The organism is Flavobacterium sp. ALJ2 (assembly GCF_015594725.1).
Taxonomy (GTDB): Bacteria; Bacteroidota; Bacteroidia; order Flavobacteriales; family Flavobacteriaceae; genus Flavobacterium.
Genome location: NZ_JADNRC010000017.1, coordinates 66042 through 88658 on the forward strand (window position 1 = coordinate 66042; position 22617 = coordinate 88658).

Below are 22617 nucleotides of genomic sequence, written 5' to 3' on the forward strand. Positions count from 1 at the left end.
TTAGCAATTCGCTTGATTCTTTTTGCATTATAGGAATTAAAGACGTAGCTAAGTCTCATATCTACTGTTTGTTTACTTACACCGAAATCCTCGGCTATTTTCCTTTTATGTTTCGGGTGCAGGAGAATATTTTTCATATCTTTGATTTTACAAATGGTTTTTTCTATTTGTCTATGCAAATATCGAAAGATGTTTCGAGTAAAAAAAATAAATTTTCGAATTTTTTTTCGAACAATATTTTATTTGAATGAATATGGAAGATATAACAGTAAAAATCAACGAGATATCTATAGAGTATTTTTCGGATAACAACTCTAGATTTGCAAAGGCAATGGGTACTAGCGAAGCAAATATTAGAAATTATCGCAACGGAACATTACCTAAAATAGATTTTTTAATCAAGTTATCAGAAAAACTCGAAATAAATTTCGAATGGCTTTTGTTAGATAAAGGCCAAAAGAATAGGCGAAATTCTGAGAGTATAGATTCAGATTATATACTTGAACAAAAAGATCAGAGTAAAATGCCTAAAATAGTTACTGTTGATAAGTCTGGTAGCGATAATATTGTTCTGGTTCCTGTAAAAGCTGCTGCAGGATATTTAACGGGTTATGGTGATTCAAAATTTATACAGAAGTTACCATCCTATAACTTCCCTAATCTTAGTCATGGTACATATAGAATGTTCCAAATTTCAGGACATAGTATGTATCCTACATTACATGATAAATCTTTTGTAGTTGGTGAATGGGTAGAGAATTGGGCACGTGATATTAAAGACGATAGAGTCTATGTAATCATTTCTCAAACTGATGGAATAGTAGTTAAACGTGTTTTAAATCGTATCGAAAAATATGGTAATCTTTACTGTAAGAGCGATAATAGAAGAGAATATCCAAGTTTTCAAATCAATCCAAAAGATATTATAGAGGTTTGGGAATATAAGATGCATCTGTCCTTTGAATTACCAAATCCTGCTGATTTATACGAAAGAGTCAATGATTTGGAATCTAAAATTATGTTTTTAGAAAATAAAATAAAAAAATAAGCAAGTTTTAAGGTAGTAAATACTTTAATGTATCTGTTTATAAGGCATTATTTTGCGTTTTGAGTAAATATAGAGGATATTAAGTACTGGTTTAAACCATAAAAAAGGTGTTTTGTAAAGACAAAAAGTACTTATAAGGTCACTTATGCCTGTAGTTTTTTTAACTTATGTAACTTCAATTGTAGCCTTTCTATTAAGTTTTTGATTTTTCAATGTTAATGCTAAAAATAAATATATAATATTCTAAGTTGTATTTAAACAGATGTATATTTAAAACAGCACTGTCTATGTTGTTTTAAATGAGTGTTTTGTGTTCTTTAAATTTGGTGTAATGATAAGGTTGTTTAAAGTGTTTATACCAAACACACGTATTAAATAGTCCAAATTTTATCTAAAAACACATAGCTATATCCGCAGATGCTCATTACCTCTTTTTTGCTTGTAGCTTTTACTATATTAGTGATGAAATCTTCTACATCTTCCAATGAATTATAAAATTTATTAGAAAACTCTCGTTTGTATTTTGCCCACATTTTTTCAGCGGGATTAAGTTCTGGACTATATGGTGGTAGAAAAACCAAAACAATATTTTCAGGAATGATTATTTTTTTTGCCTTATGAAACCTTCCATTATCTAGCACCATTATTTTGAGTTCTTTCGGATTTTCTTTCGAGAAATTATTTAGAAAGACTTGAAATTATCAGCGTTGCAATGCGGGAGTATTAATTGAAAATGGTCTCCAGTTATGGGGGAAAAAGCTCCAGAAAGCCAAGTTGATTTAAAAACTTGTTGGAAAGTACAAATCGGTTTTACACTAATGGCAGTAACTGATTTTCCATTTCGAGTAAACAAACCAAAAGGCGATTCATCTTGAAAATATAAATTTACAGAGTCAAAATTACCCACCGTATTTAGGGCTATTTCTTGACAGATTCGTCCGAAGTCTTTTTAAAAGAGATTCCCTGATCTTCGTCTTTTTTGACATGACTTTTGCGGGCTACTTTTACACTTGATTTAAAATTTCTGATGCAGTAATAAAGCAACGTATTGTAATTAAAAGTCTTTCCTGATTCTTTTTCAATCCAATCTTTAAGCTCAACATAGCCTTGAAGTCCATTTTGAGGGTCGTTGAGTTTTGTTTTCAACATATTGTGTTCAATAGCATTAAAAGCCGACGGCTTAAATCCTATTTTTTTATGCTTCATCAAACCCTCAATTCCAGAATTAAGGTATAATGTTCTCCAATTCTGAACGCTATTAGGGTCAACCCCCGCCAATTTAGCAACCTCACGTTTAGAAATCCCTGCTTTTTCGTTTTGCTTCAAAATCAGTAGAACTCTCAAACGTTGACCAATAAATGGAATAGATTGTTTGAGCAGATTTTTTATTTCTTTTTCAGTTTCCTTAATTACCAAAATTTTTGCATGCGCCATAATCACTGTTATAATATAGACCAAATATAACATAAAAAAAACAATTATAAAAATTGGTATATATTATATTTTTGTTTGGTATTAGAAGATGCTATAGATAATGATGATTGTGATTCCAAATAATTTGTGAATGTATCTTTTAATTTTAGGGTTGTGATTCGAAAGTGTTGATTTATTAGCTACTATCAAGGTTTTTTATGTAATCTTTGTGTATCATTCATTTTATAATTTTTAAAAGAAGAAAATAACCTGTTATGTATAGCTTCAAAAATAAAAACAAAAAAGGGCGTTCATACAAAATCGTACAAACGCCCTTTTACTAAAATAATAGAATGCTTAAAATTTCATTCTCTGAATTCTTACCGCATTTAATATCGCTAATAATGCAACTCCAACATCTGCAAAAACGGCTTCCCACATCGTTGCTAAACCTCCGGCACCAAGAATCAATACAACGGCTTTTACAACAAATGCTAAAGTGATGTTTTGCCAAACGATTTGTTTGGTTTTCTTGCCAATGTTTATAGCAGTATAAATTTTTGTTGGTTGATCGTTTTGGATAACAATATCAGCAGTTTCAATTGTAGCATCGCTTCCTAAGCCTCCCATTGCAATTCCTGCATGAGCAAGTGCAACAACTGGAGCATCATTTACACCATCGCCAACAAAAGCAATTTTTAGGTTTTTATCTTTTAGAGCTGTTACTTTCTCGACTTTGTTTTCTGGTAATAAATCTCCGTAAGCTTCATCGATATTTAGTTCTTTTGCTACAGCATTAACAACAGCCGTTTTATCGCCCGAAAGCATAACAGTTTTTACATTTATACTATGTAAACTCTGAATTGCTTGTTTGGCATCTTCTTTAATTTCATCGGCGATTAAAAAGTAACCGGCATATTTTTGGTTAATAGCTACTACAATTATAGTAAATGGTGTAGTATCAATCTCGTTATCATAAGCAATGTTGAATTTCTTCATCAGTTTTACATTACCAGCCAGGATTTCATTTCCATCGACTTTTCCTTTTAGACCATGACCAGCAATTTCTTCTACATCGGTAACTGAGACACCTTTTTCAGAACCTTTTGCATATTCGATTATGGCTGTTCCCACAGGATGTGTTGATTTGGTTTCGAGTGCAGCAGTATATTTCACTAAATCGGCTTCTGGAATACCTATTGCAACAACTTTCTGAACATTAAAAACTCCTTTGGTCAATGTTCCTGTTTTGTCCATTACGACAACTTCTATAGCTGCCATGATATCAAGAAAACTAGAACCCTTAAACAGAATTCCGTTTTTACTCGCTGCTCCAATTCCTCCAAAATATCCTAACGGAATAGAGATAACTAAGGCGCAAGGGCAAGAAATAACCAAGAATACCAATGCTCTATACAACCAATCGCGGAATACATACTCATCTACAATGAAGTAAGGCAACAAGCAAATTGCAATAGCCGAATACACGACAAAAGGAGTATATATTTTGGCAAATTTTCTAATAAACAATTCAGTTGGCGCTTTTTTGGTAGTCGCATCCTGAACCATTTCAAGAATCTTAGATAATTTACTATCGGTATATAAAGCAGTAACTCGTACTTCGGCAACTGAATTAAGATTTATCATTCCTGCCAAAACACTTTCGCCTTTGCTTTTGGTATCGGGTTTACTTTCGCCAGTTAAAGCTGCTGTATTAAACGAAGCATTATCAGAGAGTAATTCGCCATCTAAACCTAATTTTTCTCCGGGTTTAAGCTGGATAATAGCTCCAATTTGTACGTTTTCTGCCTTGATAATTTTTGGTTGATTGTTTTCCAGAATTGTGACCTCATCAGGACGCTGGTCGAGTAATGATTTAATATTTGCTTTTGCTCTGGTAACCGCCAATGTCTGGAAAGTCTCACCGATGGCATAAAAAAGCATTACAGCAACACCTTCGGGATATTCGCCAATAGCAAAAGCTCCGATTGTGGCAATACTCATCAGTAAAAATTCCGAAAAGAAAGAACCTTTTTTGGCACTTTCTAAAGCTTCTTTAACCACTGGAAAACCAACAGGCAAATAAGCGATTACATACCAAACGATTCTTATCCAACCTGTAAACCAGGTTTGTGGAACATAATTATCAAAAACAATGGCAATAATTAATAAGACAAAACTAATTATAGCTGGAGCAAACATCTGGAAAACAGTTTGGTCTCCACCCGAATGATCATGTCCGTCGTGGTCATCATGAGTTTCTGACTCATCATGAGAGCAACATCCTGATTGAGATGCTTTTGAATGACTTTTATCTGGTGTTTTACATTCGACTACCTTGTTGTTCTCGTCGGGTTGATGTTGATGTTTCATATTTGTTTTTTTCTAAATCCACAAAATTGAAAATTTTGTGTGGTGTTAAATGGCGTAATATGATTTTCGGTAAAACAGCGTAATGCTTCAAAATTATTCTGAAAAGTATCTTTCATATTCTTTTCAGAATATTGTTTTATTTCTAATCCACTACATTTTAATGGTCCATTTTCTGAAAAAGTACCTAGTAAAAAATGAGCGTTAGGATTTATTGCATTTTCTATAACTGAGACATATTTATTGATGTTTTCATCATCAGTTAAAAAATGAAAAACTGCTCTGTCATACCAAAAGTCAAATTTTACATCAGGAGTAAATTCGGTAATATCAGAGACAATCCAATGCACCAAATTTGCTTTTTTACCTAAGCGCTTTTTTGTTTTTTCTAATGCTGCTTCCGAAATATCTAATACCCAAATATTCAAAAAACCTTTGGCTAATAAGGCATCAACCAAGTTGCTATCGCCACCGCCAACATCTATGATATTGGCAGTTTTTGATAGTTTTATGTTTTCTATATAATCTATTGCAGTTTTAGGGTATTCTTGAGTCCAACTTACCTCATTTGGAGTTTTGGTTGTGAATACATTTTCCCAATGTTGCTTATTATTCATTTTAAATTTTTTAATGTGTGTGTTCCCCACCACCTTTTTGGGCTGCCAATAAGTAAAAAGCTCCTTGTGTAACAATTTGACTATTTTCAGGGATTGAAGTTACAAATTTTATTTCGGTATATCCCATATCGGTTGTACCAGGAATAACTTCTATTGCTTTAAAATGTATTTCATCATGTCCATCTTGATGTGCTTCTTTAGATTCTTCTTCATGATTGTGTTTTGTGTCCTTTTTAGGATGAGAATCTTCTTTTATGTAGATAAAAAATTTGTCTCCATTTTTTACAATAGCCCCTTTAGGTAAAGCTGGTACTGTTGCTTTGTTAAGATTAATATTTGCAGAAACATACATTCCGGATATTAAATTTTTGGCATCATCTGGATTTATTTTGGCATGAACAGCTACTGTTTTACTTTCGTTAGAGAATGATTTATTGATGCCAAATATTTTTCCTTTTATCGATTTATTCGATTGGTTGGTAAGGATAAAATCGACTTCCTGACCAATCGAAATATCACCTAAATCTTTTTCATATACATTTAAATCTAAGTGCATTTGGCTATTATCGAAAACTTCAAATAAAGTAATTCCTGTTTCTGCAAATGCTCCTTTTGCAATGCTTATTTCTCCTACATAGCCGCTTATTGGTGATGTGATTGGAATTAAAGCGCTGTTGCTGGATGTACTTACATTTAATGCTTGTAATTTGTTTTTTGCAGCCTGTGCTCTTGCTTTTTCTACAGCTAGTTTTGCTTTTACTTCCTGAAAGGTTTTTCGAGGATTTACATTTTCATCAGCTAATGTTTTCTGACGATTGAATTCCAATTGTAAATATTCGATATTGGCTGTAGCCGATTTATAATCTTCAAGCATTCCCACAACTTCCAGGTTTTGAATAGTTGCCAGAACTTTTCCTTTATTTACAAAAGTACCTTCTAAAACAAAGATATCTTTTACTGTACCACCAAGTAAGGTAGCAATTTTGGCTGAGTTTTGCGGAGGAACAGTTGTGTATCCATTGGCTTTAATAATAGTTCTTAGGTTGCGATTTTCAACTTTTCCAAATTGAATTCCAACTGTTTTGAATTGAGATTGAGTTAATGTAACTTCATTTTCTGGTTTTTCTTCTTCATGATTTTCTTCGGTTTTCTTCTCGTTGCAAGATGTTGAAATCAGCATTAAAAAGGCAATTGAAAGTAGCGCAGAGGTACGGCTGATTATGTTCTTTATATTTTTCATTGTAAGGAGTATTAGTTATTGGAAATTGATGGAAATTGTAATCGGATGGCACTTTGATTGTATGTGTTCAAAGTTTCGGCATATTGTTTTTTGATGTCAATGGCTTGATTTAAAAAACTGATATACGTCCAATAGCTCATATCTCCGTTAGCATAACTTTTTTGTGCAGTTGTAATAATTTGTTCAGCATAGTGCAAACCTTCGGTTTGGTAGTAATGCAGTCCTTTTTCTTGTTTTTCAAATTCATTTTGCAGTTCCTGCATTTGCAATTCCAGTGAAAATTGATTTTTCTCTAATTCCAGTTGTGATTGAGCAATGCTTATCGAGGCAGCTTTTGCTTTAGCTGTATTTACGCCTCCAAATAACGGAATTTGTAAACCAGCTGTAAATCCCTGAAATGTAGACTTAGTATCAATTGTTTGAGCAAAATAACCCAAGCCAAGTTTTGGTGTACGTTGCGCTTTGAACGTATTGGCTTCTTTTTGGAAGACTGAAATTTGTTGCTGATAATAATCATTCATTAAGCCTTCTACTTTCGATTTATTCGATTCGGCTAGAGAAGTAAACTGTAGCGGTGTAGCGCTATCGGGCATAATATTTTCTTTTGTTTGAACAAAAAATTGCAATTGTTTCTGGTAAATAGCCAAATCGTATTCTAATTGTATTTTTTGTGTTTCAATTTCTTTAGACTTTGCTTTTGCGCTAATTACTTCGATATTACCACTTTCTCCAGTTTTAAAACGGAGTTCAGCATTTTTAAGAAATAAGGCATAAACATTGAATAATTCGGTATTTAGTTTTTGTATTGAAACACCAAATAAATACTGATAATAGGCTAATGTTACCGCTTTTTCGATTTCATATTCGGACAACGCTTTTTGTTTTTCGGCTAATTTCACCAGTTCCTCCTGTAATTGTCGGTTGGCTTTAGTGATTTTTCCAATAGGAAAATATTGCTGAATCGAAATATTGCTATCGTATTCGGCACTATTAGATTGTCCACCTTGATATTCTACTTGTAATGGATCGGGCTGAAATGCGGTTTTTTTAAGCACTGTTTGTTTTTCTATTTCTTTATCAGCAATTTTCAAGTTAATACTATTAGCTTTTGCCATTTCTATAGCTTTGTCTAATCCGATAGCTTTGCTGTTTTGTGCAAAAGAGAAACTGCTAACCAGTAATAAAAGTACTGTTACTATAGGTTTTGTCATTGTTGTTTGTCTTTTAATTTTCGTCTCAAATAATAAATAAAGTATCGGTAATACGATAAGTGTAAGTAATGTTGCTGAGAATAAACCACCTATTACAACAGTTGCCAGTGGCTTTTGTACTTCGGCACCACCACTTGTAGATAATGCCATTGGTAAGAATCCTAAAGAAGCTACAGCGGCAGTCATTAAAACAGGGCGTAATCTAGTTTTGGTTCCAATTAAAACACGTTGTAAAGGATCGGTAATTCCTTCGGTTTTAAGCTGATTAAAATAGGATATCAATACAATCCCATTTAAAACTGCAATTCCAAATAAAGCAATAAAACCAATTCCTGCTGAGATACTAAAAGGCATTCCTCGCAACCATAAAGCAAATACACCTCCAATAGCTGAAAGCGGAATTGCAGTAAAAATTAATGCCGCCTGTTTGGTACTTTTAAAAGTAAAATAAAGCAGCACCAAAATTAAACTCAACGCAATTGGTAGCGCAATAGAAAGACGCTTGTTGGCTTCGATTAGGTTTTCAAATTGTCCTCCGTAAGTAACATAATATCCTGCAGGAAGTTTGAAGTTTTTGTCTAGTTTTTGTTGAATTTCTTCTACAACGCTTTTTACATCACGACCACGAACATTCAGTCCAATTGTGATTCTACGTTTACCATCTTCCCGAATTACCTGAACAGGACCTTGTTCGTAATCGACAGTTGCGACTTGAGAAAGAGGTACTTGTAGCCCGTTTGGTAATGGAATAAATAAATTACTTACATCGCTAATATCATTACGATTGTCTTTGTTCATTCGAACTACAATATCAAATCGTTTGTTTTCTTCATAAATTATACCGGCAGTTTCTCCTGCAAAAGAGGAACGGAGTATTTTATTTAAATCCTCGATGTTTAAACCATATAATGCAATTTTGTCATAATCATATTTAATAGTAATCTGAGGTAATCCGCTTACTTTATCCGCTTTAAGATCTCCAATACCTTCAATTTTATTGATTTTTGAAATCAATTCATTGGCTTTTCTTTCTAGAACATCAAGGTTGTCACCAAATATTTTGATAGCAATATCACTTCGGCTACCAGTCATTAATTCGTTAAAGCGCATCTGTATAGGTTGTGAAACTTCGATATTAGCTCCAGGAATTCTTTCCATTTCTTCTTTCATCAAATGGGCCAAATCTTGCCAGTTGTCTGCGCTGGTCCATTCTTTTTTATCTTTTAAAACAATAATTAAATCACCGCTTTCTATAGGCATTGGGTCAGTTGGGATTTCTCCACTTCCAATCTTAGTTACGATGGTTTTAATCTCTGGAAATTTTGCTTTAAGCATTTTTTCATATTCGGTAGTTGTTTTTATCATTTGTGTTAATGAACTTCCTGTCATGATAGTTGCATTAATGGCTAAATCTCCTTCTTCGATAGTAGGAATAAATTCTCCTCCCATGTTTTGAAATATAACAAGTGCAAGGACAAATAATGCCACAGCAATACCTAAAACGGCTTTCTTAAAATGCAATGCTTTATTTAAGAAAGGAGCATATAATTTTTCGAACCAAACCATCATTCGGTCACTAAAATTTGGTTTATGTTCAGTATTTTTAGATAAAAACAGCGCACTCATCATAGGGACATAGGTCAGTGACAGGATAAAAGCACCAAAAACCGCAAAACCAACTGTCATTGCCATTGGTTTAAACATTTTTCCTTCGGTTCCCACCAGAGCTAATATTGGTAGATAAACAATTAAGATAATTATTTCTCCAAAAGCGGCACTATTTCTGATTTTTGAAGCTGATGCATATACTTCTTCATCCATTTCAGATTGGGTTAATTCTCTTTTCTTCTTGAGTTTTTGCAAATGGTGCATTGTGGCTTCTACAATAATCACGGCACCATCAACTATAATTCCAAAGTCGATTGCTCCTAAGCTCATTAAGTTTCCGCTTACGCCAAAGGCATTCATTAAGATTACCGCAAAAAGCATAGCTAGCGGAATTACTGAAGCAACAATTAATCCTGCACGGAGATTTCCTAAGAATAAGATCAGTACAAAAATTACAATTAATGCTCCTTCAAGTAAGTTTTTGGTAACAGTTCCGATTGCATTATCGACTAATTTACTTCTGTCGATAAATGCTTCGGCAACTACTCCTTCTGGTAACATTTTGTTTACCTCTATCATTTTTTCTTTAACACGTTCTACAACTGCTTTAGAGTTTTCTCCTTTTAGCATTAGTGTTAAACCACCTACGATTTCACCTTTTCCATCTTTGGTTGTAGCTCCAAAACGAATAGCATTTCCTAATTGTACTGTTGCTACATCACGAACTAAAATAGGAGTAGCATTTCTATTTTTAATAACAATGTTTCCGATGTCTTTTATTCCAGAAGCCATTCCGACACCACGAATAAAATAAGCAAGCTCATCTTTTTCGATATAAGCACCACCTGTATTTTGGTTGTTTTTTTCGAGCGCATCAAAAATTTCTGTAATTGTTACTCCTGAACTATTTAATCGGTTTGGATCAACAGCAATTTCATATTGCTTTACGCTTCCTCCCCAAGTACTTACTTCGGCAACACCTTTTACACCTTGCAATTGTGGTACAATAATCCAATCCTGAATTGTTCTTAAACTTGTAGCATTGTACTTGTCTTCGTAGCCTTTTTTTGCATATACATCGTATTGGTAAATTTCACCCAATCCTGTTGTAATTGGAGCTAATTCTGGAGTTCCAGCATATTTAGGAATAATTTCCTCAGCTTGTTTTAGTCTCTGAAAGACTTGCTCACGCGCCCAATAGGTATCTGCATCTTCTTCAAAAACAACTGTTACAACTGATAACCCGAAGCGAGAAATACTACGGAGTTCAATTACTTTTGGAATTGTCTTTAGAGACTGTTCTATCGGATAGGTAATTAATTGTTCTACTTCCTGACTGGCAAGAGTAGGAGCAGTAGTGATAATTTGCACCTGATTATTAGTAATATCAGGTAAAGCATCTAGTGGTAAATTTTTAAGTGAAAAACTTCCCCAGGTTATAAGAACCAAGGTAAGTAATAGTATAATGAATTTGTTCTTTATACTAAATTGTATAATCTTATCTAACATTTTTTGGATATAATGAATGAGAAATCAGGACGAGAGATCGCCTGTTTTTTTGTGGTAAACCACAACACATATACCCGAAATTACTCGGGCTACATTATATTATTTGGGGTGGTTGCCAAATACTTCCGTAGAAATTGGAAGCAAGAATTGAATGATACGATGATAAAGGTTTTTTAATGAGAGCAGTTGCTTCATTAAAAATCCATGTAATAGCTGGAGCAGTAGTTAGAACTTGAGCTGCACAACAATTACAACTGCAGAATGGAGGACAAAGATCCAATTCTTTGTCGTGAGATTGATTAGCTGACTTACTTACTATTTCGGTTGTATGCGCAATGCTTTCGTTTTCCAGCGTATCTGCACAAGGCAAACACGATAGTACAACTAAGTAAATTGATAATATGAGGTTAATCCATTTCACGGCGGTAAAATTAAGGATAAAAATCTGATGTTTTAAAATAAAAACCTGTTTTTAGTAGAATAATAACATAGTTTGAATATAAAATACCGAGCTGTCATTAAGTTCCAATTTAAGGAACTTCTATTTTAGTTATCTAAAAGTATTAAAAATGAACCATATAAGTTATGTAAGTTCATTTAAGAAAAACTTATATTTCCTTATATCACTTACATAGTTTTAAAAACAACAACTGTTTTATTGTTAGTATTAAATCAATTCAAAATCGAGTAATTCACTCTCAGTTCCATTAATAATTATCGATAATTGATGTTTCCCTAAATGAAATACGCGTGTTGTAATTACTTTAAAGGATTGGTTTCTTTTAATTTTTACCAACTGATTAGGCTGATAAATGCGTTCACTAATTTTGAATACTTTTTTAGCCAAATGGCCTTTTGATTTTTGGTAATAAACGGCATATTCTAATCGAACCGTTTTGTTTTCTGGATTGCTGTTATTCAGTGAAAACTGAAATTCTAAGTATTCTCCAATTTTTACTTTAGGGGTAATAATTTCAAAATCAGACAATGTGATATTAGTACTTTCTAGTCCATAATGTTTTAAAATATCAGTATTACCTTGTTTTAGTAAAGTGCGGCTACCATGTTTAATAATAGCATCGGTTTCAGGGCTTATGTTTTGCCATTTGGCGGCAATATCCAGTACAATTTTCGGATTATCTTTTACAATATCATTGAGGTTATTGGCAACACTGCGACGAACGTATTCGGATGAATCAGTTTTTAAATTCTCTAAAATGGGCAAAATAGGAGTGGGATCTTTCTTTAAAGCAGGAATTGCCATTGCCCAAGGTAATCGAGAGCGTGAACCCTCACTTGCTAATCGTCTTACATGGTGATTTTCATGCAAAGACCATTTGATCATTTCATCAATCATATCCTGATGATATTTAATTATAAACGGACGAACGGCAAACTCACAACTTATAAATTGTGTAATCATTACAAAAGCTTTTGCACTTGTTTTAAAATCATCAATACCGTATTTTTCAATATAATCGGCAAAAAAGATAAAAGCCAGATTGCCATCAGTGAATTTGTCTTTCTTTAAATTCTCGATAATATTTTCAATGGTTAAAACTGCTTTTCCAAAATCAGCAGGCATAAATTGATGCAAGACAACGGTAGTATGTTGCATACGTTCTTTCCATTCTTTATTGGCGAAATCTGCGTCAAAAATCAAATTCAAAAATTGCTGTTTATCAAAGTCAGGAATAACTTTGGCAACGCAATTAGTGAAATTTTCGTAAAAAGCAATCGAGTAAATATCTTTAATTAATCCCATTTGATAGTAAATTGAATCCCAAAGATATCTAATAGATAGTATACATAAAATAAAATTTTGAACTATTAAGAAATTAAGTTCCACTAAGGTAAAGGCTTAGTTTTTTTATTTATAATAATGGTAAATAAATAAATTTAATGTTATTTCTATAGCACTTTAAATTTTCAAATCCACAAAATAAGTCCTACTTTAGCATTCTATTAAAATTCATACAAAATGATTAACGAAGTACAATTTCAGAACGAGTTACAATTGCTTATTTTTAATGCAATTCGCGAAGATGTAGGCACAGGAGATTATAGTTCCTTAGCCTGTATTCCTGCCGATGCGCAAGGAAAAGCAAAGTTATTGGTAAAGGAAGATGGAATAATTGGAGGAGTTGCATTTGCTAAAATGATTTTTAATTATGTTGATCCAAGTTTAAAAGTTGAAACGTTTATAGAAGACGGAACTCCAGTAAAATATGGAGATGTTGTATTTCATGTTTCAGGAAGTTCACAGGCGATTTTAAAATCGGAGCGTGTTGTGCTGAATTCTATGCAGCGTATGTCGGCAATCGCAACTAAAACAAATCAATATGTACAACTTTTAAAAGGTACAAATACTAAAATATTAGATACTCGCAAAACAACACCTAATTTTCGTATTGCTGAAAAATGGGCAGTAAAAATAGGGGGAGGAGAAAACCACCGATTTGCACTTTATGATATGGTAATGCTAAAAGACAATCATATCGATTTTGCAGGAGGAATTACCTTGGCTATAGCCAAAACCAAAGCCTACTTAAAAGAAAATAAACTAGATTTAAAAATCATAGTTGAAGCTAGAAGCTTAGATGAGATTAGAGAGATTTTGCAAAGCGATGGTGTTTTTCGTATTTTAATAGACAACTTCAATTATGAAGATACTAAAAGTGCAGTTGCGTTAATTGGAGATAAATGCCAAACTGAATCTTCAGGAAATATCAACGAAAAAACAATTCGGGAATACGCTTTATGCGGTGTCGATTATATTTCTTCGGGCGCATTAACGCATTCGGTTTATAATATGGATTTAAGTTTAAAAGCACTTTAAAAATTTATAAACAATAATCCGTAAGTATATGTCTATAGAAATAGAAAACTGGCTAGGTAGAGTACCATTAGTGCGTTATCTCGTTCGTTTCTTAAAAAGTATAAAACTGCCTTGGCTTGAAGGTTTTTCATTATATGACTTACTCGAATTATATACTATAGGTATTATAGAGGGAGCATTTTCATATCACGCAAGCGCAGTTGCGTTTAGTTTTTTCATGGCATTGTTTCCATTTACGCTGTTTATACTTAATTTAATACCATTTATCCCTATCGAAGGATTTCAACAAGATTTTCTACAGTTTGTTCAACAGGGAGTTCCGCCAAATACTTACGATGCGATTTATAAAATTATTAGCGACATTTTAAATAACAGCCATTCGGGATTACTTTCTTCAGGATTCTTTTTATCCGTTTTTTTAATGTCAAATGGTGTTAACGGAATTTTAGGAGGTTTCGAATCATCCCGACATGTGTTAGATAAACGAGGCTTCTTTAGTCAATATCTAGTAGCATTGGCAATCTCAATTACAATGTCTATTTTGTTATTAGTAACCGTTGCTACGATTGTAGTTTTTGAGGTGCTTATCCAAAAGACAATGATCCAAGATGTATTAAATGATAGTATTCCGCTTATTATTATGGGGCGTTATTTGTTTGTAATCTTAATGATTCTGATAACATCTTCTATATTATTGCGTTACGGGACAAAACAATATAATAAAGTACCCTTTATAAGTATAGGTTCCGTATTTACAACAATATTAATTGTGATATCTTCATACTTTTTTGGGATTTGGGTTATAAAATTCTCAAAATATAATGAACTTTATGGTTCGATTGGTACATTATTGATACTAATGTTTTATATTTGGATAAACTGTATGATTCTGCTTTTGGGATTTGAATTGAATGCTACAATCAGAAAGTTAAGGCAAAAAAAAAATAATAATATTTAGAAGCTGTTCCTGCTTTCCGCTATATCTTTGCCCCTTAAAGAATCGGGATAAAGGATGTCGCTATAATCAGGGCTAAAAAAATCAACATCATGAAAAACTGGATCTTAACAATGGGCTTATTATTTTTGGTAATAGGCAATGTACAAAGTCAAACTGTAATCGGAAAATGGAAAACCGTTGATGATGAAACAGGAGAAGCGAAATCGATTGTAGAAGTGTATGAACAATCAGGGAAAATTTATGGTAAAGTAGTTGAGATTCTTCGCGCAGACCATAAAAAAGATGTATGTACAAAATGCTCTGGAGCATTAAAAAATAAACCAATCTTAGGAATGGTAATTATTAACGGTTTAAAGAAAGATGGAGATGAGTATAATTCAGGAACAATTTTGGACCCAACAACCGGTAAAATATATAAATGCTACATTACACTAGACTCTGCAAATAAACTAAAATTACGTGGGTTTATTGGGATTTCTATTTTAGGGAGAACACAATATTGGACAAGAATGTAAATTAAAAAATTAAAAAATTAAAAATGCAAAATAAATTGATTTTATTATTGTTGCTTATAGGATTTACAAAATCTTTTGGGCAAACAGAAAACAGTAAATTACAAATAAGTCATCTTACAGGTGACTTTTATATTTATAAAACTTTTCACGATTACAAGGGAGATCTAATTTCTGCTAATTCTATGTATCTGGTTACAGATAAAGGCGTTGTGCTGTTTGATGCTCCCTGGGATGTAACACAATTTCAGCCATTACTCGATAGTATAAAAGCCAGACATAATAAAGATGTTGTTTTGCATATTGCAACGCATTCGCATGAGGATAGGGCAGGAGGTTTAGGGTTTTATAAGCAAAAAGGTATTAAGACATATACTATAAAATTAACAGATCAGATTCTTGAAAAAGAAGGTAAAAAAAGAGCGGAGTTTATAATGCCAAATGATACTACATTTACAGTGGGGCAACATCGTTTTGAAGTGTTTTATCCAGGAAAAGGACATGCATCAGATAATGTTGTAGTTTGGTTTAATAAAGAAAAAATACTTTACGGTGGTTGTTTTATAAAAAGCACCGATGCAACAGACTTAGGTTATTTGGGAGATTCGGATGTGAAAGAATGGGAGAAATCAATTAAAAAAGTGCAAGCAAAATTTAAAAAACCAGTATATATTATTACAGGTCATGATGATTGGGTTAATACACAATCACTTAATCATACATTAAAATTAGTTAAAGAATATAACACTGCAAAAGCTTCGGGAAAGCTAGATAAGAAGTAAATTTGCGTTGAGGTCTTGCTAATTATGAACGAAAAATAATATTCTTAACGCTATTATTTTAAAATATACAATTATTTAAAATGCATTTTGTAGAAGTCATTTTGCCACTTTCATTAGCCAAAACGTTTACGTATCGTATTTCAGAAGCTGAGTTTAATTTTATCAAAAAGGGAATGCGTGTTGCTGTGCCTTTTGGTAAAAGTAAAATGTATACAGCATTGGTGCTTGAAACGCATCAAAATGAGCCAACTTTGTATGAGGCCAAAGAAATTCATCAAATTCTTGATGAAAGGCCAATTGCTACCGAAATTCAGATAAAACATTGGCTTTGGATTGCGTCCTATTATATGTGTGCTATTGGTGATGTGTATCGAGGGGCATTCCCAAGTGGGTTGTTATTAGAAAGTGAAACGGTAATCTCGCATAAGGCAGGTGTTTTTGTAGATCAGACTATTTTAAGTGATGAGGAATATTTGGTTTATGAGGCATTGCAGCATCAGAGCTCGTTAAAAGTTCAGGATATTGTTGCGATTTTAAACAAAAAAAATGTTTTTCCTGTTCTTCAAAAATTAATAGATAAAGATATTGTTGTTCTAGAGCAGGAAATACAAGAAAGTTATAAGCCGAAGTTAGTTCGTTATGTTAAGTTACATAGCAAATATGATTCTAATCAAGGATTAAATGAGTTGTTGGAGCTACTTAAAAATGCAGCTAAACAAAAAGAAATTGTTTTGGCATATTTTCAGCTAAGTGCAGTCGAAAAGAAACCAATTACAGTTAAGAAACTGGTTGAAACGTCCCAATCATCATCGGCAGTTGTAAAGGCATTAATTGAGAAAGAGATTTTTGAAGAATATTTTTTACAGCATGATCGAATTAATTTTATAGGTAAAAGCACAGAAAAGGAACTGCAGTTAAGTTCGGTTCAACAAACTGCTTTCGAAGAAATTAAAAATAGTTTTATTGAAAAAGAGGTTTGTTTGCTTCATGGTGTAACTTCTAGTGGTAAGACCGAAATTTATATTAAACTTATTGAAGAGTATTTAGCAACGGGTAAACAAGTTTTGTATCTGTTGCCAGAAATTGCACTAACGACACAACTGGTTGCTAGACTACGAGTTCATTTTGGGAATAAAGTAGCTGTTTTTCATTCTAAATATAGTAATAATGAACGAGTTGAGGTTTGGAAACAGACTTTGGGGAATGTAGAAAATGCTCAAATAATAATAGGAGCGAGGTCAGCTTTATTTTTGCCATTTGCTAATTTAGGTTTGCTTATTGTTGATGAAGAACATGAACAGACTTTTAAGCAAGTAGATCCTGCGCCACGCTATCATGCACGTGATGCGGCAATTGTTCTGGCAAATTTTCATAAGGCTAAGGTGCTTTTGGGGTCGGCAACACCAAGTTTGGAAACTTATTTTAATGCAGAATCACAGAAATATGGATTGGTAACAGTAACTGAGCGTTATAATAATGTTCGAATGCCAGATATTACGTTAGTTGATTTAAAAGATAAGTATTTTAGAAAATGCATGACTGGTCACTTTAGTGATGTTTTAACTGAAGCAATTTCAGAAGCGATAACATTAGGTGAGCAAGTTATATTATTTCAAAACAGACGTGGATATTCACCTATTATAGAATGTATCACTTGTGGACATGTGCCACAATGCCAGCAATGCGACGTGAGTCTTACTTTTCATAAACATAAAAATCAACTGCGTTGTCATTATTGTGGGTATAGCATGGCAAAACCAACAAACTGTCATAGTTGTTCCAGTGTTGATTTAACCACCAAAGGATTTGGTACAGAACAAATAGAGCAGGAGTTGCTTGTGCTTTTTCCAAATGCTAAAATAGGTAGAATGGATCAAGATACAACGCGAGGCAAGTTTGGATTTGAGAAAATTATAGATAGTTTTAAAAATCGAGAGATAGATATTTTGGTTGGTACACAAATGCTTGCTAAGGGATTAGATTTTGACAATGTGAGCCTGGTAGGGATTATGAATGCGGATAATATGTTGTTTCATCCAGATTTTCGCGCTTTCGAGCGTAGTTTTCAAATGATGATGCAGGTTTCTGGACGTGCTGGACGTTCAGAGAAACAAGGTAAAGTTATAATTCAGACATATAATCCCAATCATAACACAATACAGCAGGTTACTAATAATGACTATGCAGGTATGTATAGAGAACAATTGTATGACAGGAAAATTTATAAATACCCACCTTATTTTAGGATAATAAAATTAACGCTCAAGCATCGTGATTTTGATAAGTTAAAAGAAGGTTCAATGTGGTTGTATGAAGTTTTGAGTCAGAACTTGAATATGCCAGTGTTGGGTCCGGAGGAGCCGGCAATTAGCCGAATCAGAAATGAATATATTCGAACTATTTTAATTAAAATCCCGCATGAGATACCATTGGGGAGTACAAAAAAAACTATTCAGAAAATACTGAATAGTTTTGAGGCTGTTGCGCAATATAGAGCAATAAAAGTGGTGATAAATGTAGACTTTTATTAATGCATTAATGATAAAGCACGAACTAAGTCTTCTTTTTTATTTCTACTTAATGGAATTTTTGTGATTCCGATTTCTGCAAATTTGCTATTAAAACGTTCTACTTTGTCGATATTAATGATATATGATTTATGTACACGAATAAATTTTTCTTTTGATAAATCATTTTCAAAAGATTTCATAGTCGAAAGTACTAGGTTGCTATCGTCTTCAGTTACAACTCTTACATAGTCGCCAAAAGCTTCAATCCACTTGATTTTTGCAGTGAAAATTTTAAGTTTTTTAAGGTTGCTTTTGATGAAAATATGTTCGCCTTCATCTTCTTTTACATCTGTACGTAAGGCATATAAATCTAATGCTCTTTTAACAGATGCACTAAAGCGATCTATTGCTATTGGTTTTTGGAGGTAGTCTGTAGCATCATAATCAAAAGCCTTTAAAGCATATTCTGCCTTAGAGGTAATGAAGATTATTTGAGGTTTTGTTTTTAGACCATCTAAAAAATCAAAACCATTTATAACAGGCATTTCGATATCTAAAAATATCAAATCAATATTATTTAAAGAGATACAGCTTCGAGCTTCGATTGCATTTGAAAAATCTCCAATCAAGTGTAAATTCGGATGATTATTGACTAACTTTGAGATAATAGTTCTTTGGATAGAACTATCGTCTACTACAACACAATTTAGTTTCATAACATTTAAATTTAGGGAATGTAATAGTAAATATAGATTTATTTTTATTTAAAAACTAGATTTCAAGCTTATTTTTTTACCATACGTCGAATAAAAGTAAAAAAGTGTTGTTTATATAAAATAAAGGGTTACTTTTGCACCAAATTTTAACAAATAAATATTATATTTATGAATCATTATGAAACTGTTTTCATTTTAAATCCCGTTTTATCTGAGGTTCAGGTGAAGGAAACAGTAACGAAATTTGAAGAATTTCTTACTAGTAGAGGAGCTGAAATGGTATCAAAAGAGGATTGGGGTCTAAAGAAAATGGCCTACGAAATCCAAAACAAAAAAAGTGGTTTTTATCACTTATTTGAGTTTAAAGTAGCTGGAGAAGTCCTAATTGCTTTTGAAACTGAATTTAGACGTGACGAGAGAATTATGCGTTTCTTAACAGTAAGTTTAGATAAACACGCTATTTCTTGGGCTGAAAGAAGAAGAACAAAATTAAAATCTACAAAAGCTTAATTATTATGTCTACAATAGAGCAATCAGCAAAAGGAAAAAAAGACGGAGATATCAGATATTTAACGCCTTTAAACATAGAAACTAACAAAACTAAAAAGTATTGTCGTTTCAAAAAATCAGGAATCAAATACATCGATTATAAAGATGCAGATTTCTTATTGAAATTCGTTAATGAGCAAGGAAAAATCCTTCCTCGTCGTTTAACAGGAACTTCTTTAAAATACCAAAGAAAAGTGTCTGTAGCAGTTAAGAGAGCTCGTCACTTAGCTTTAATGCCATACGTGGCCGATTTATTAAAATAATATTAAACTAATAGTTGTTGGTTTCCGTAAAACGAACCTAACTTCTCAAATATAAGGACAACAACATGGAACTTATTTTAAAACAAGACGTACAGAATCTAGGATTTAAAGATGACTTAGTATCTGTAAAAGCTGGTTTCGGTCGTAACTTTTTAATTCCTCAAGGTTTTGCTGCTTTAGCAACTCCTTCAGCAAAAAAAGTATTGGCTGAAAACCTAAAACAAAGAGCACACAAAGAGGCTAAAATTGTTGATGACGCTAAGAAAATAGCTGAATCACTAAAAGCACTTGAAATTAAAATTTTCGCAAAAACTGGTGGAGAGAAACTTTTTGGATCTATCACTAACATAGATATTGCTGAAGCTTTGGAAAAAGCTGGTAACTCTATCGAAAGAAAATTTATTACTAGCGGTATCGTAAAACGTACTGGTAAATATGTTGCAAACATCAGATTACACAGAGATGTTGTAGTTGAATTACCATACGAAATTGTTGCTGAAAAGTAATAGTTTTAATTTATAATATGAAATCCCGATGTAAATCGGGATTTTTTTTTGAATATTAAACAGGCTTTAAATCTAGTTATATTATAAAAGCCATAAATGTTTTAAAATGAAATATGCAAGATTAACAAAAGAACAATTCGATGAATTAAATGCTGAATTTGCAAGTTTTTTAGGAACGCAAGCAATAGATAAGGCTGAGTGGGATTCGATTAAAATAAACAAGCCTGAGGTAGCTGAGCAAGAGCTAGATGTATTTTCTGATTTAATTTGGGAAGGTGTTCTTTCTAGAGCTGAATTTCTAGAGCACTTTTCTAAAAATCATATTTTCCTATTTCAATGTTTTGATACACATGTTCAATCGATAGTTTTGAAATCATTGGTTCCAGAAACTGATTTCTTGACAAAAGAAGGCTTACAATGGCTTAGTGATAATATGTTTACTGAAACTATTGAAATGAAAGTTGGTAAAAAAGTTTTTACTGATGACCGTAATACTTCTATTTTTGAATTAATTCAACAAGGTGCATTTCTGAGCGATGGACAATTGTTTAAACAAATAAATACGATCATAGAATCATAATTATTTGTTTTTTATTGAATAAATTAGGTTGATTTTATATTCTAATTAGTATATTTTTTACTGCCCAAATTTCTTTGATATCTTCAGGATCAATAGTAGTGTTTCTGAAAAAAGTATTATCATTGCTTATAGTAAAGTTATTTTCTAAAGGACTATTATTGATTACTCGATTAATAATCAGTCCTTTGGTTTTGCTTATTATTACTACAATAGCATTCTCTTCAATGGTTTTTATGTCTGTAATTTCACAAACAACAAATGAATTCGCATTTATAGTTGGCTTCATGTTGTTGCTAACTATTTCGAATGCTCTGGAAATTTTACTTTGAATAAAAGGGAAATGATATTTGGGTAAACTGTTTAACAAATCTTCATTGCCAAGACAATATTCAAACTGAATTTCTCTTTTTATTAAAGGAGTATTGTTTAAGACTATATTTCCTATTTCATTTTTTTTGGGATTTTCTGAAAGTATTTTATTTAGGTCGATTTCGTAAAGATTGCAAATTGAGATTATTGCATTATAATCTAATGTATCTCTTTTTTTCCATGTAGAGATGGTATTTGGCTTAATATTCAGTAGTTTAGATAGCTCGATGTCAGTGTTTATTTGTAAAGCCTTTTTTAATCTTTTTAAGGTTAAATTCGCATTTAGTGATTTTTTAGCTTGCATATTAAAAAAAAGATTATTAAATTTATAAAATATTAATCATTGAACGATTGTTAATTAATGTTAACACTATTGATTAAATAGTTAAAAAAAAAATAATTGATTTATTTTTTAAGTTAAAATTTAAAATTATTGCTCAAATCACATAACGACAAAATTCAGATATAATTCTGATTAAGTATAAATAGGTTGTTTTATATAGAATTTGGGTATTCTAATATCAAATGTAGAGCAATATATAAAAAAATGATTATTTATTATTATTCTAATTTGTTTTTCTGTCATAAAATAATATAATACCACATAGTAGCATAGCATGAAGACTTTTTAATAAAGTCTTTAAATAAAAAAAAAATGTACGTTTTTGTTAATTATTATTTTAATATAGATGCTTATGGAATATATAATTACTTTTTTCAGAAGGAATAAATTTTCTCCTAATTTACTTCTTGTTTCATTGTTGTTCAATCAAAAATTAAACCCCATATTTTTTTTTGATTCTAGGAGCAAGAATAAGTTTTCATCGTTTGATAATTTTATAAATAAATTGGTTCTTTTTGTTTTTAAAATAAATAACCAACTTGGTCAATGTAGCAATAATTATCAGTATTATTTATTCTATAAAAATACACAATAGTATTGTTAATATAATATTATTAATTGAGTCTTCAATCCCCCTGAAGAACAAATCGACTACTCAAGTATTGGTTATCAAA

At 32.1% G+C, this 22617-nt stretch carries 20 protein-coding genes and 1 pseudogene; 11 read left to right on the forward strand and 10 right to left on the reverse strand.

Going from position 1 to position 22617, the window contains the following annotated elements; translation table 11 throughout:
* Window positions 1-253: 253 nt before the first annotated feature.
* A complete protein-coding gene (locus tag IUY40_RS16995; protein WP_195738060.1) occupies window positions 254-1048 on the forward strand; it encodes a S24 family peptidase in 795 nt (264 codons plus the stop codon).
* 371 nt (window positions 1049-1419) lie between these two features.
* Here the strand turns inward: IUY40_RS16995 and IUY40_RS17000 are convergent.
* Window positions 1420-1734: pseudogene (locus tag IUY40_RS17000) on the reverse strand (transposase); the annotation flags it as partial.
* A gap of 60 nt (window positions 1735-1794) precedes the next feature.
* Here IUY40_RS17000 and IUY40_RS19630 point away from each other — a divergent pair.
* Window positions 1795-1923, forward strand: a complete 129-nt coding sequence (locus IUY40_RS19630; RefSeq protein ID WP_255520470.1) for a hypothetical protein — start codon at window positions 1795-1797, stop codon at window positions 1921-1923.
* A gap of 43 nt (window positions 1924-1966) precedes the next feature.
* On the opposite strand, the gene IUY40_RS17005 is transcribed toward IUY40_RS19630, so the two are convergent.
* From IUY40_RS17005 to IUY40_RS17035, 7 genes are all read right to left on the reverse strand, one after another.
* Window positions 1967-2482 carry a helix-turn-helix domain-containing protein gene (locus IUY40_RS17005; RefSeq protein ID WP_195738061.1) on the reverse strand — a complete coding sequence of 172 codons (516 nt, stop codon included), beginning with the start codon at window positions 2480-2482 and terminating at the stop codon, window positions 1967-1969.
* A 336-nt stretch (window positions 2483-2818) separates the two neighbouring features.
* Window positions 2819-4834, reverse strand: a complete 2016-nt coding sequence (locus IUY40_RS17010) for a heavy metal translocating P-type ATPase (protein WP_195738062.1) — start codon at window positions 4832-4834, stop codon at window positions 2819-2821.
* Window positions 4831-5448, reverse strand: a complete 618-nt coding sequence (locus IUY40_RS17015) for a class I SAM-dependent methyltransferase (RefSeq protein WP_195738063.1) — start codon at window positions 5446-5448, stop codon at window positions 4831-4833. The genes IUY40_RS17010 and IUY40_RS17015 overlap by 4 nt, the downstream gene beginning before the upstream one ends.
* Window positions 5449-5458: 10 nt before the next feature.
* A complete protein-coding gene (locus IUY40_RS17020) occupies window positions 5459-6688 on the reverse strand; it encodes an efflux RND transporter periplasmic adaptor subunit (protein WP_195738064.1) in 1230 nt (409 codons plus the stop codon).
* Window positions 6689-6699: 11 nt separating this feature from the next.
* On the reverse strand, window positions 6700-11016 hold the full coding sequence (locus tag IUY40_RS17025) for a CusA/CzcA family heavy metal efflux RND transporter (RefSeq protein WP_195738065.1): 4317 nt from the start codon (window positions 11014-11016) through the stop codon (window positions 6700-6702).
* 94 nt (window positions 11017-11110) lie between these two features.
* Window positions 11111-11437 (reverse strand): DUF6660 family protein, encoded by a 327-nt coding sequence (locus tag IUY40_RS17030; RefSeq protein ID WP_195738066.1) that lies wholly within the window; start codon window positions 11435-11437, stop codon window positions 11111-11113.
* 246 nt (window positions 11438-11683) lie between these two features.
* Window positions 11684-12781, reverse strand: coding sequence for a DNA alkylation repair protein (locus tag IUY40_RS17035; RefSeq protein ID WP_195738067.1), 1098 nt, complete (start codon window positions 12779-12781; stop codon window positions 11684-11686).
* 216 nt (window positions 12782-12997) lie between these two features.
* Here IUY40_RS17035 and nadC point away from each other — a divergent pair, with 216 nt between their 5' ends.
* The 5 genes from nadC to priA all read left to right on the forward strand — a co-directional run bounded on the left by nadC (window position 12998) and on the right by priA (window position 18638).
* The gene (gene nadC, locus IUY40_RS17040) at window positions 12998-13855 is read left to right on the forward strand and encodes a carboxylating nicotinate-nucleotide diphosphorylase (protein WP_195738068.1); all 858 of its coding nucleotides are present in this window, start codon (window positions 12998-13000) and stop codon (window positions 13853-13855) included.
* A gap of 28 nt (window positions 13856-13883) precedes the next feature.
* Window positions 13884-14813 carry a YihY/virulence factor BrkB family protein gene (locus IUY40_RS17045; RefSeq protein WP_195738069.1) on the forward strand — a complete coding sequence of 310 codons (930 nt, stop codon included), beginning with the start codon at window positions 13884-13886 and terminating at the stop codon, window positions 14811-14813.
* Window positions 14814-14902: 89 nt separating this feature from the next.
* Window positions 14903-15328, forward strand: a complete 426-nt coding sequence (locus IUY40_RS17050; protein ID WP_195738070.1) for a DUF2147 domain-containing protein — start codon at window positions 14903-14905, stop codon at window positions 15326-15328.
* A 23-nt stretch (window positions 15329-15351) separates the two neighbouring features.
* Window positions 15352-16107: a subclass B1 metallo-beta-lactamase gene (gene bla-B1-FLAV / locus IUY40_RS17055; protein ID WP_195738071.1), complete on the forward strand. Its 756-nt coding sequence runs from the start codon at window positions 15352-15354 to the stop codon at window positions 16105-16107.
* 80 nt (window positions 16108-16187) lie between these two features.
* Window positions 16188-18638 (forward strand): primosomal protein N', encoded by a 2451-nt coding sequence (priA, locus tag IUY40_RS17060; RefSeq protein WP_195738072.1) that lies wholly within the window; start codon window positions 16188-16190, stop codon window positions 18636-18638.
* Here the strand turns inward: priA and IUY40_RS17065 are convergent.
* On the reverse strand, window positions 18635-19333 hold the full coding sequence (locus IUY40_RS17065; RefSeq protein ID WP_195738073.1) for a LytTR family DNA-binding domain-containing protein: 699 nt from the start codon (window positions 19331-19333) through the stop codon (window positions 18635-18637). The two genes, priA and IUY40_RS17065, sit on opposite strands and share 4 nt — an antisense overlap.
* Window positions 19334-19501: 168 nt before the next feature.
* Between IUY40_RS17065 and rpsF the strand changes: the two genes are divergently transcribed.
* The 4 genes from rpsF (at window position 19502) to IUY40_RS17085 (ending at window position 21231) form a co-directional block, all read left to right on the forward strand.
* Window positions 19502-19843 (forward strand): 30S ribosomal protein S6, encoded by a 342-nt coding sequence (gene rpsF, locus IUY40_RS17070; RefSeq protein WP_195738074.1) that lies wholly within the window; start codon window positions 19502-19504, stop codon window positions 19841-19843.
* A 5-nt stretch (window positions 19844-19848) separates the two neighbouring features.
* A complete protein-coding gene (rpsR, locus tag IUY40_RS17075) occupies window positions 19849-20145 on the forward strand; it encodes a 30S ribosomal protein S18 (protein WP_002987043.1) in 297 nt (98 codons plus the stop codon).
* Between the two features lie 65 nt (window positions 20146-20210).
* On the forward strand, window positions 20211-20651 hold the full coding sequence (gene rplI, locus IUY40_RS17080; RefSeq protein ID WP_195738075.1) for a 50S ribosomal protein L9: 441 nt from the start codon (window positions 20211-20213) through the stop codon (window positions 20649-20651).
* A gap of 106 nt (window positions 20652-20757) precedes the next feature.
* Entirely contained in the window at window positions 20758-21231 is a 474-nt protein-coding gene (locus IUY40_RS17085) for a DUF6495 family protein (protein WP_195738076.1), read from the forward strand.
* Between the two features lie 34 nt (window positions 21232-21265).
* Here the strand turns inward: IUY40_RS17085 and IUY40_RS17090 are convergent, their stop codons facing one another.
* Complete coding sequence (locus tag IUY40_RS17090; protein WP_195738077.1) at window positions 21266-21904, reverse strand: helix-turn-helix domain-containing protein; 639 nt, start codon at window positions 21902-21904, stop codon at window positions 21266-21268.
* Between the last annotated feature and the right edge of the window lie 713 nt (window positions 21905-22617).

Excerpts from the sequence above, each read along its gene's own strand:
- priA (WP_195738072.1), top strand. The coding sequence starts at position 16,188 with ATGCATTTTGTAGAAGTCATTTTGCCACTTTCATTAGCCAAAACGTTT.
- IUY40_RS17015 (WP_195738063.1), bottom strand. The coding sequence starts at position 5,448 with ATGAATAATAAGCAACATTGGGAAAATGTATTCACAACCAAAACTCCA.
- IUY40_RS17005 (WP_195738061.1), bottom strand. The coding sequence starts at position 2,482 with ATGGCGCATGCAAAAATTTTGGTAATTAAGGAAACTGAAAAAGAAATA.
- IUY40_RS17025 (WP_195738065.1), bottom strand. The coding sequence starts at position 11,016 with ATGTTAGATAAGATTATACAATTTAGTATAAAGAACAAATTCATTATA.
- IUY40_RS17065 (WP_195738073.1), bottom strand. The coding sequence starts at position 19,333 with ATGAAACTAAATTGTGTTGTAGTAGACGATAGTTCTATCCAAAGAACT.
- IUY40_RS17035 (WP_195738067.1), bottom strand. The coding sequence starts at position 12,781 with ATGGGATTAATTAAAGATATTTACTCGATTGCTTTTTACGAAAATTTC.
- rpsR (WP_002987043.1), top strand. The coding sequence starts at position 19,849 with ATGTCTACAATAGAGCAATCAGCAAAAGGAAAAAAAGACGGAGATATC.
- rplI (WP_195738075.1), top strand. The coding sequence starts at position 20,211 with ATGGAACTTATTTTAAAACAAGACGTACAGAATCTAGGATTTAAAGAT.
- nadC (WP_195738068.1), top strand. The coding sequence starts at position 12,998 with ATGATTAACGAAGTACAATTTCAGAACGAGTTACAATTGCTTATTTTT.
- IUY40_RS17045 (WP_195738069.1), top strand. The coding sequence starts at position 13,884 with ATGTCTATAGAAATAGAAAACTGGCTAGGTAGAGTACCATTAGTGCGT.
- bla-B1-FLAV (WP_195738071.1), top strand. The coding sequence starts at position 15,352 with ATGCAAAATAAATTGATTTTATTATTGTTGCTTATAGGATTTACAAAA.
- IUY40_RS17090 (WP_195738077.1), bottom strand. The coding sequence starts at position 21,904 with ATGCAAGCTAAAAAATCACTAAATGCGAATTTAACCTTAAAAAGATTA.
- IUY40_RS16995 (WP_195738060.1), top strand. The coding sequence starts at position 254 with ATGGAAGATATAACAGTAAAAATCAACGAGATATCTATAGAGTATTTT.
- IUY40_RS17085 (WP_195738076.1), top strand. The coding sequence starts at position 20,758 with ATGAAATATGCAAGATTAACAAAAGAACAATTCGATGAATTAAATGCT.
- rpsF (WP_195738074.1), top strand. The coding sequence starts at position 19,502 with ATGAATCATTATGAAACTGTTTTCATTTTAAATCCCGTTTTATCTGAG.
- IUY40_RS17020 (WP_195738064.1), bottom strand. The coding sequence starts at position 6,688 with ATGAAAAATATAAAGAACATAATCAGCCGTACCTCTGCGCTACTTTCA.
- IUY40_RS19630 (WP_255520470.1), top strand. The coding sequence starts at position 1,795 with ATGGGGGAAAAAGCTCCAGAAAGCCAAGTTGATTTAAAAACTTGTTGG.
- IUY40_RS17050 (WP_195738070.1), top strand. The coding sequence starts at position 14,903 with ATGAAAAACTGGATCTTAACAATGGGCTTATTATTTTTGGTAATAGGC.
- IUY40_RS17010 (WP_195738062.1), bottom strand. The coding sequence starts at position 4,834 with ATGAAACATCAACATCAACCCGACGAGAACAACAAGGTAGTCGAATGT.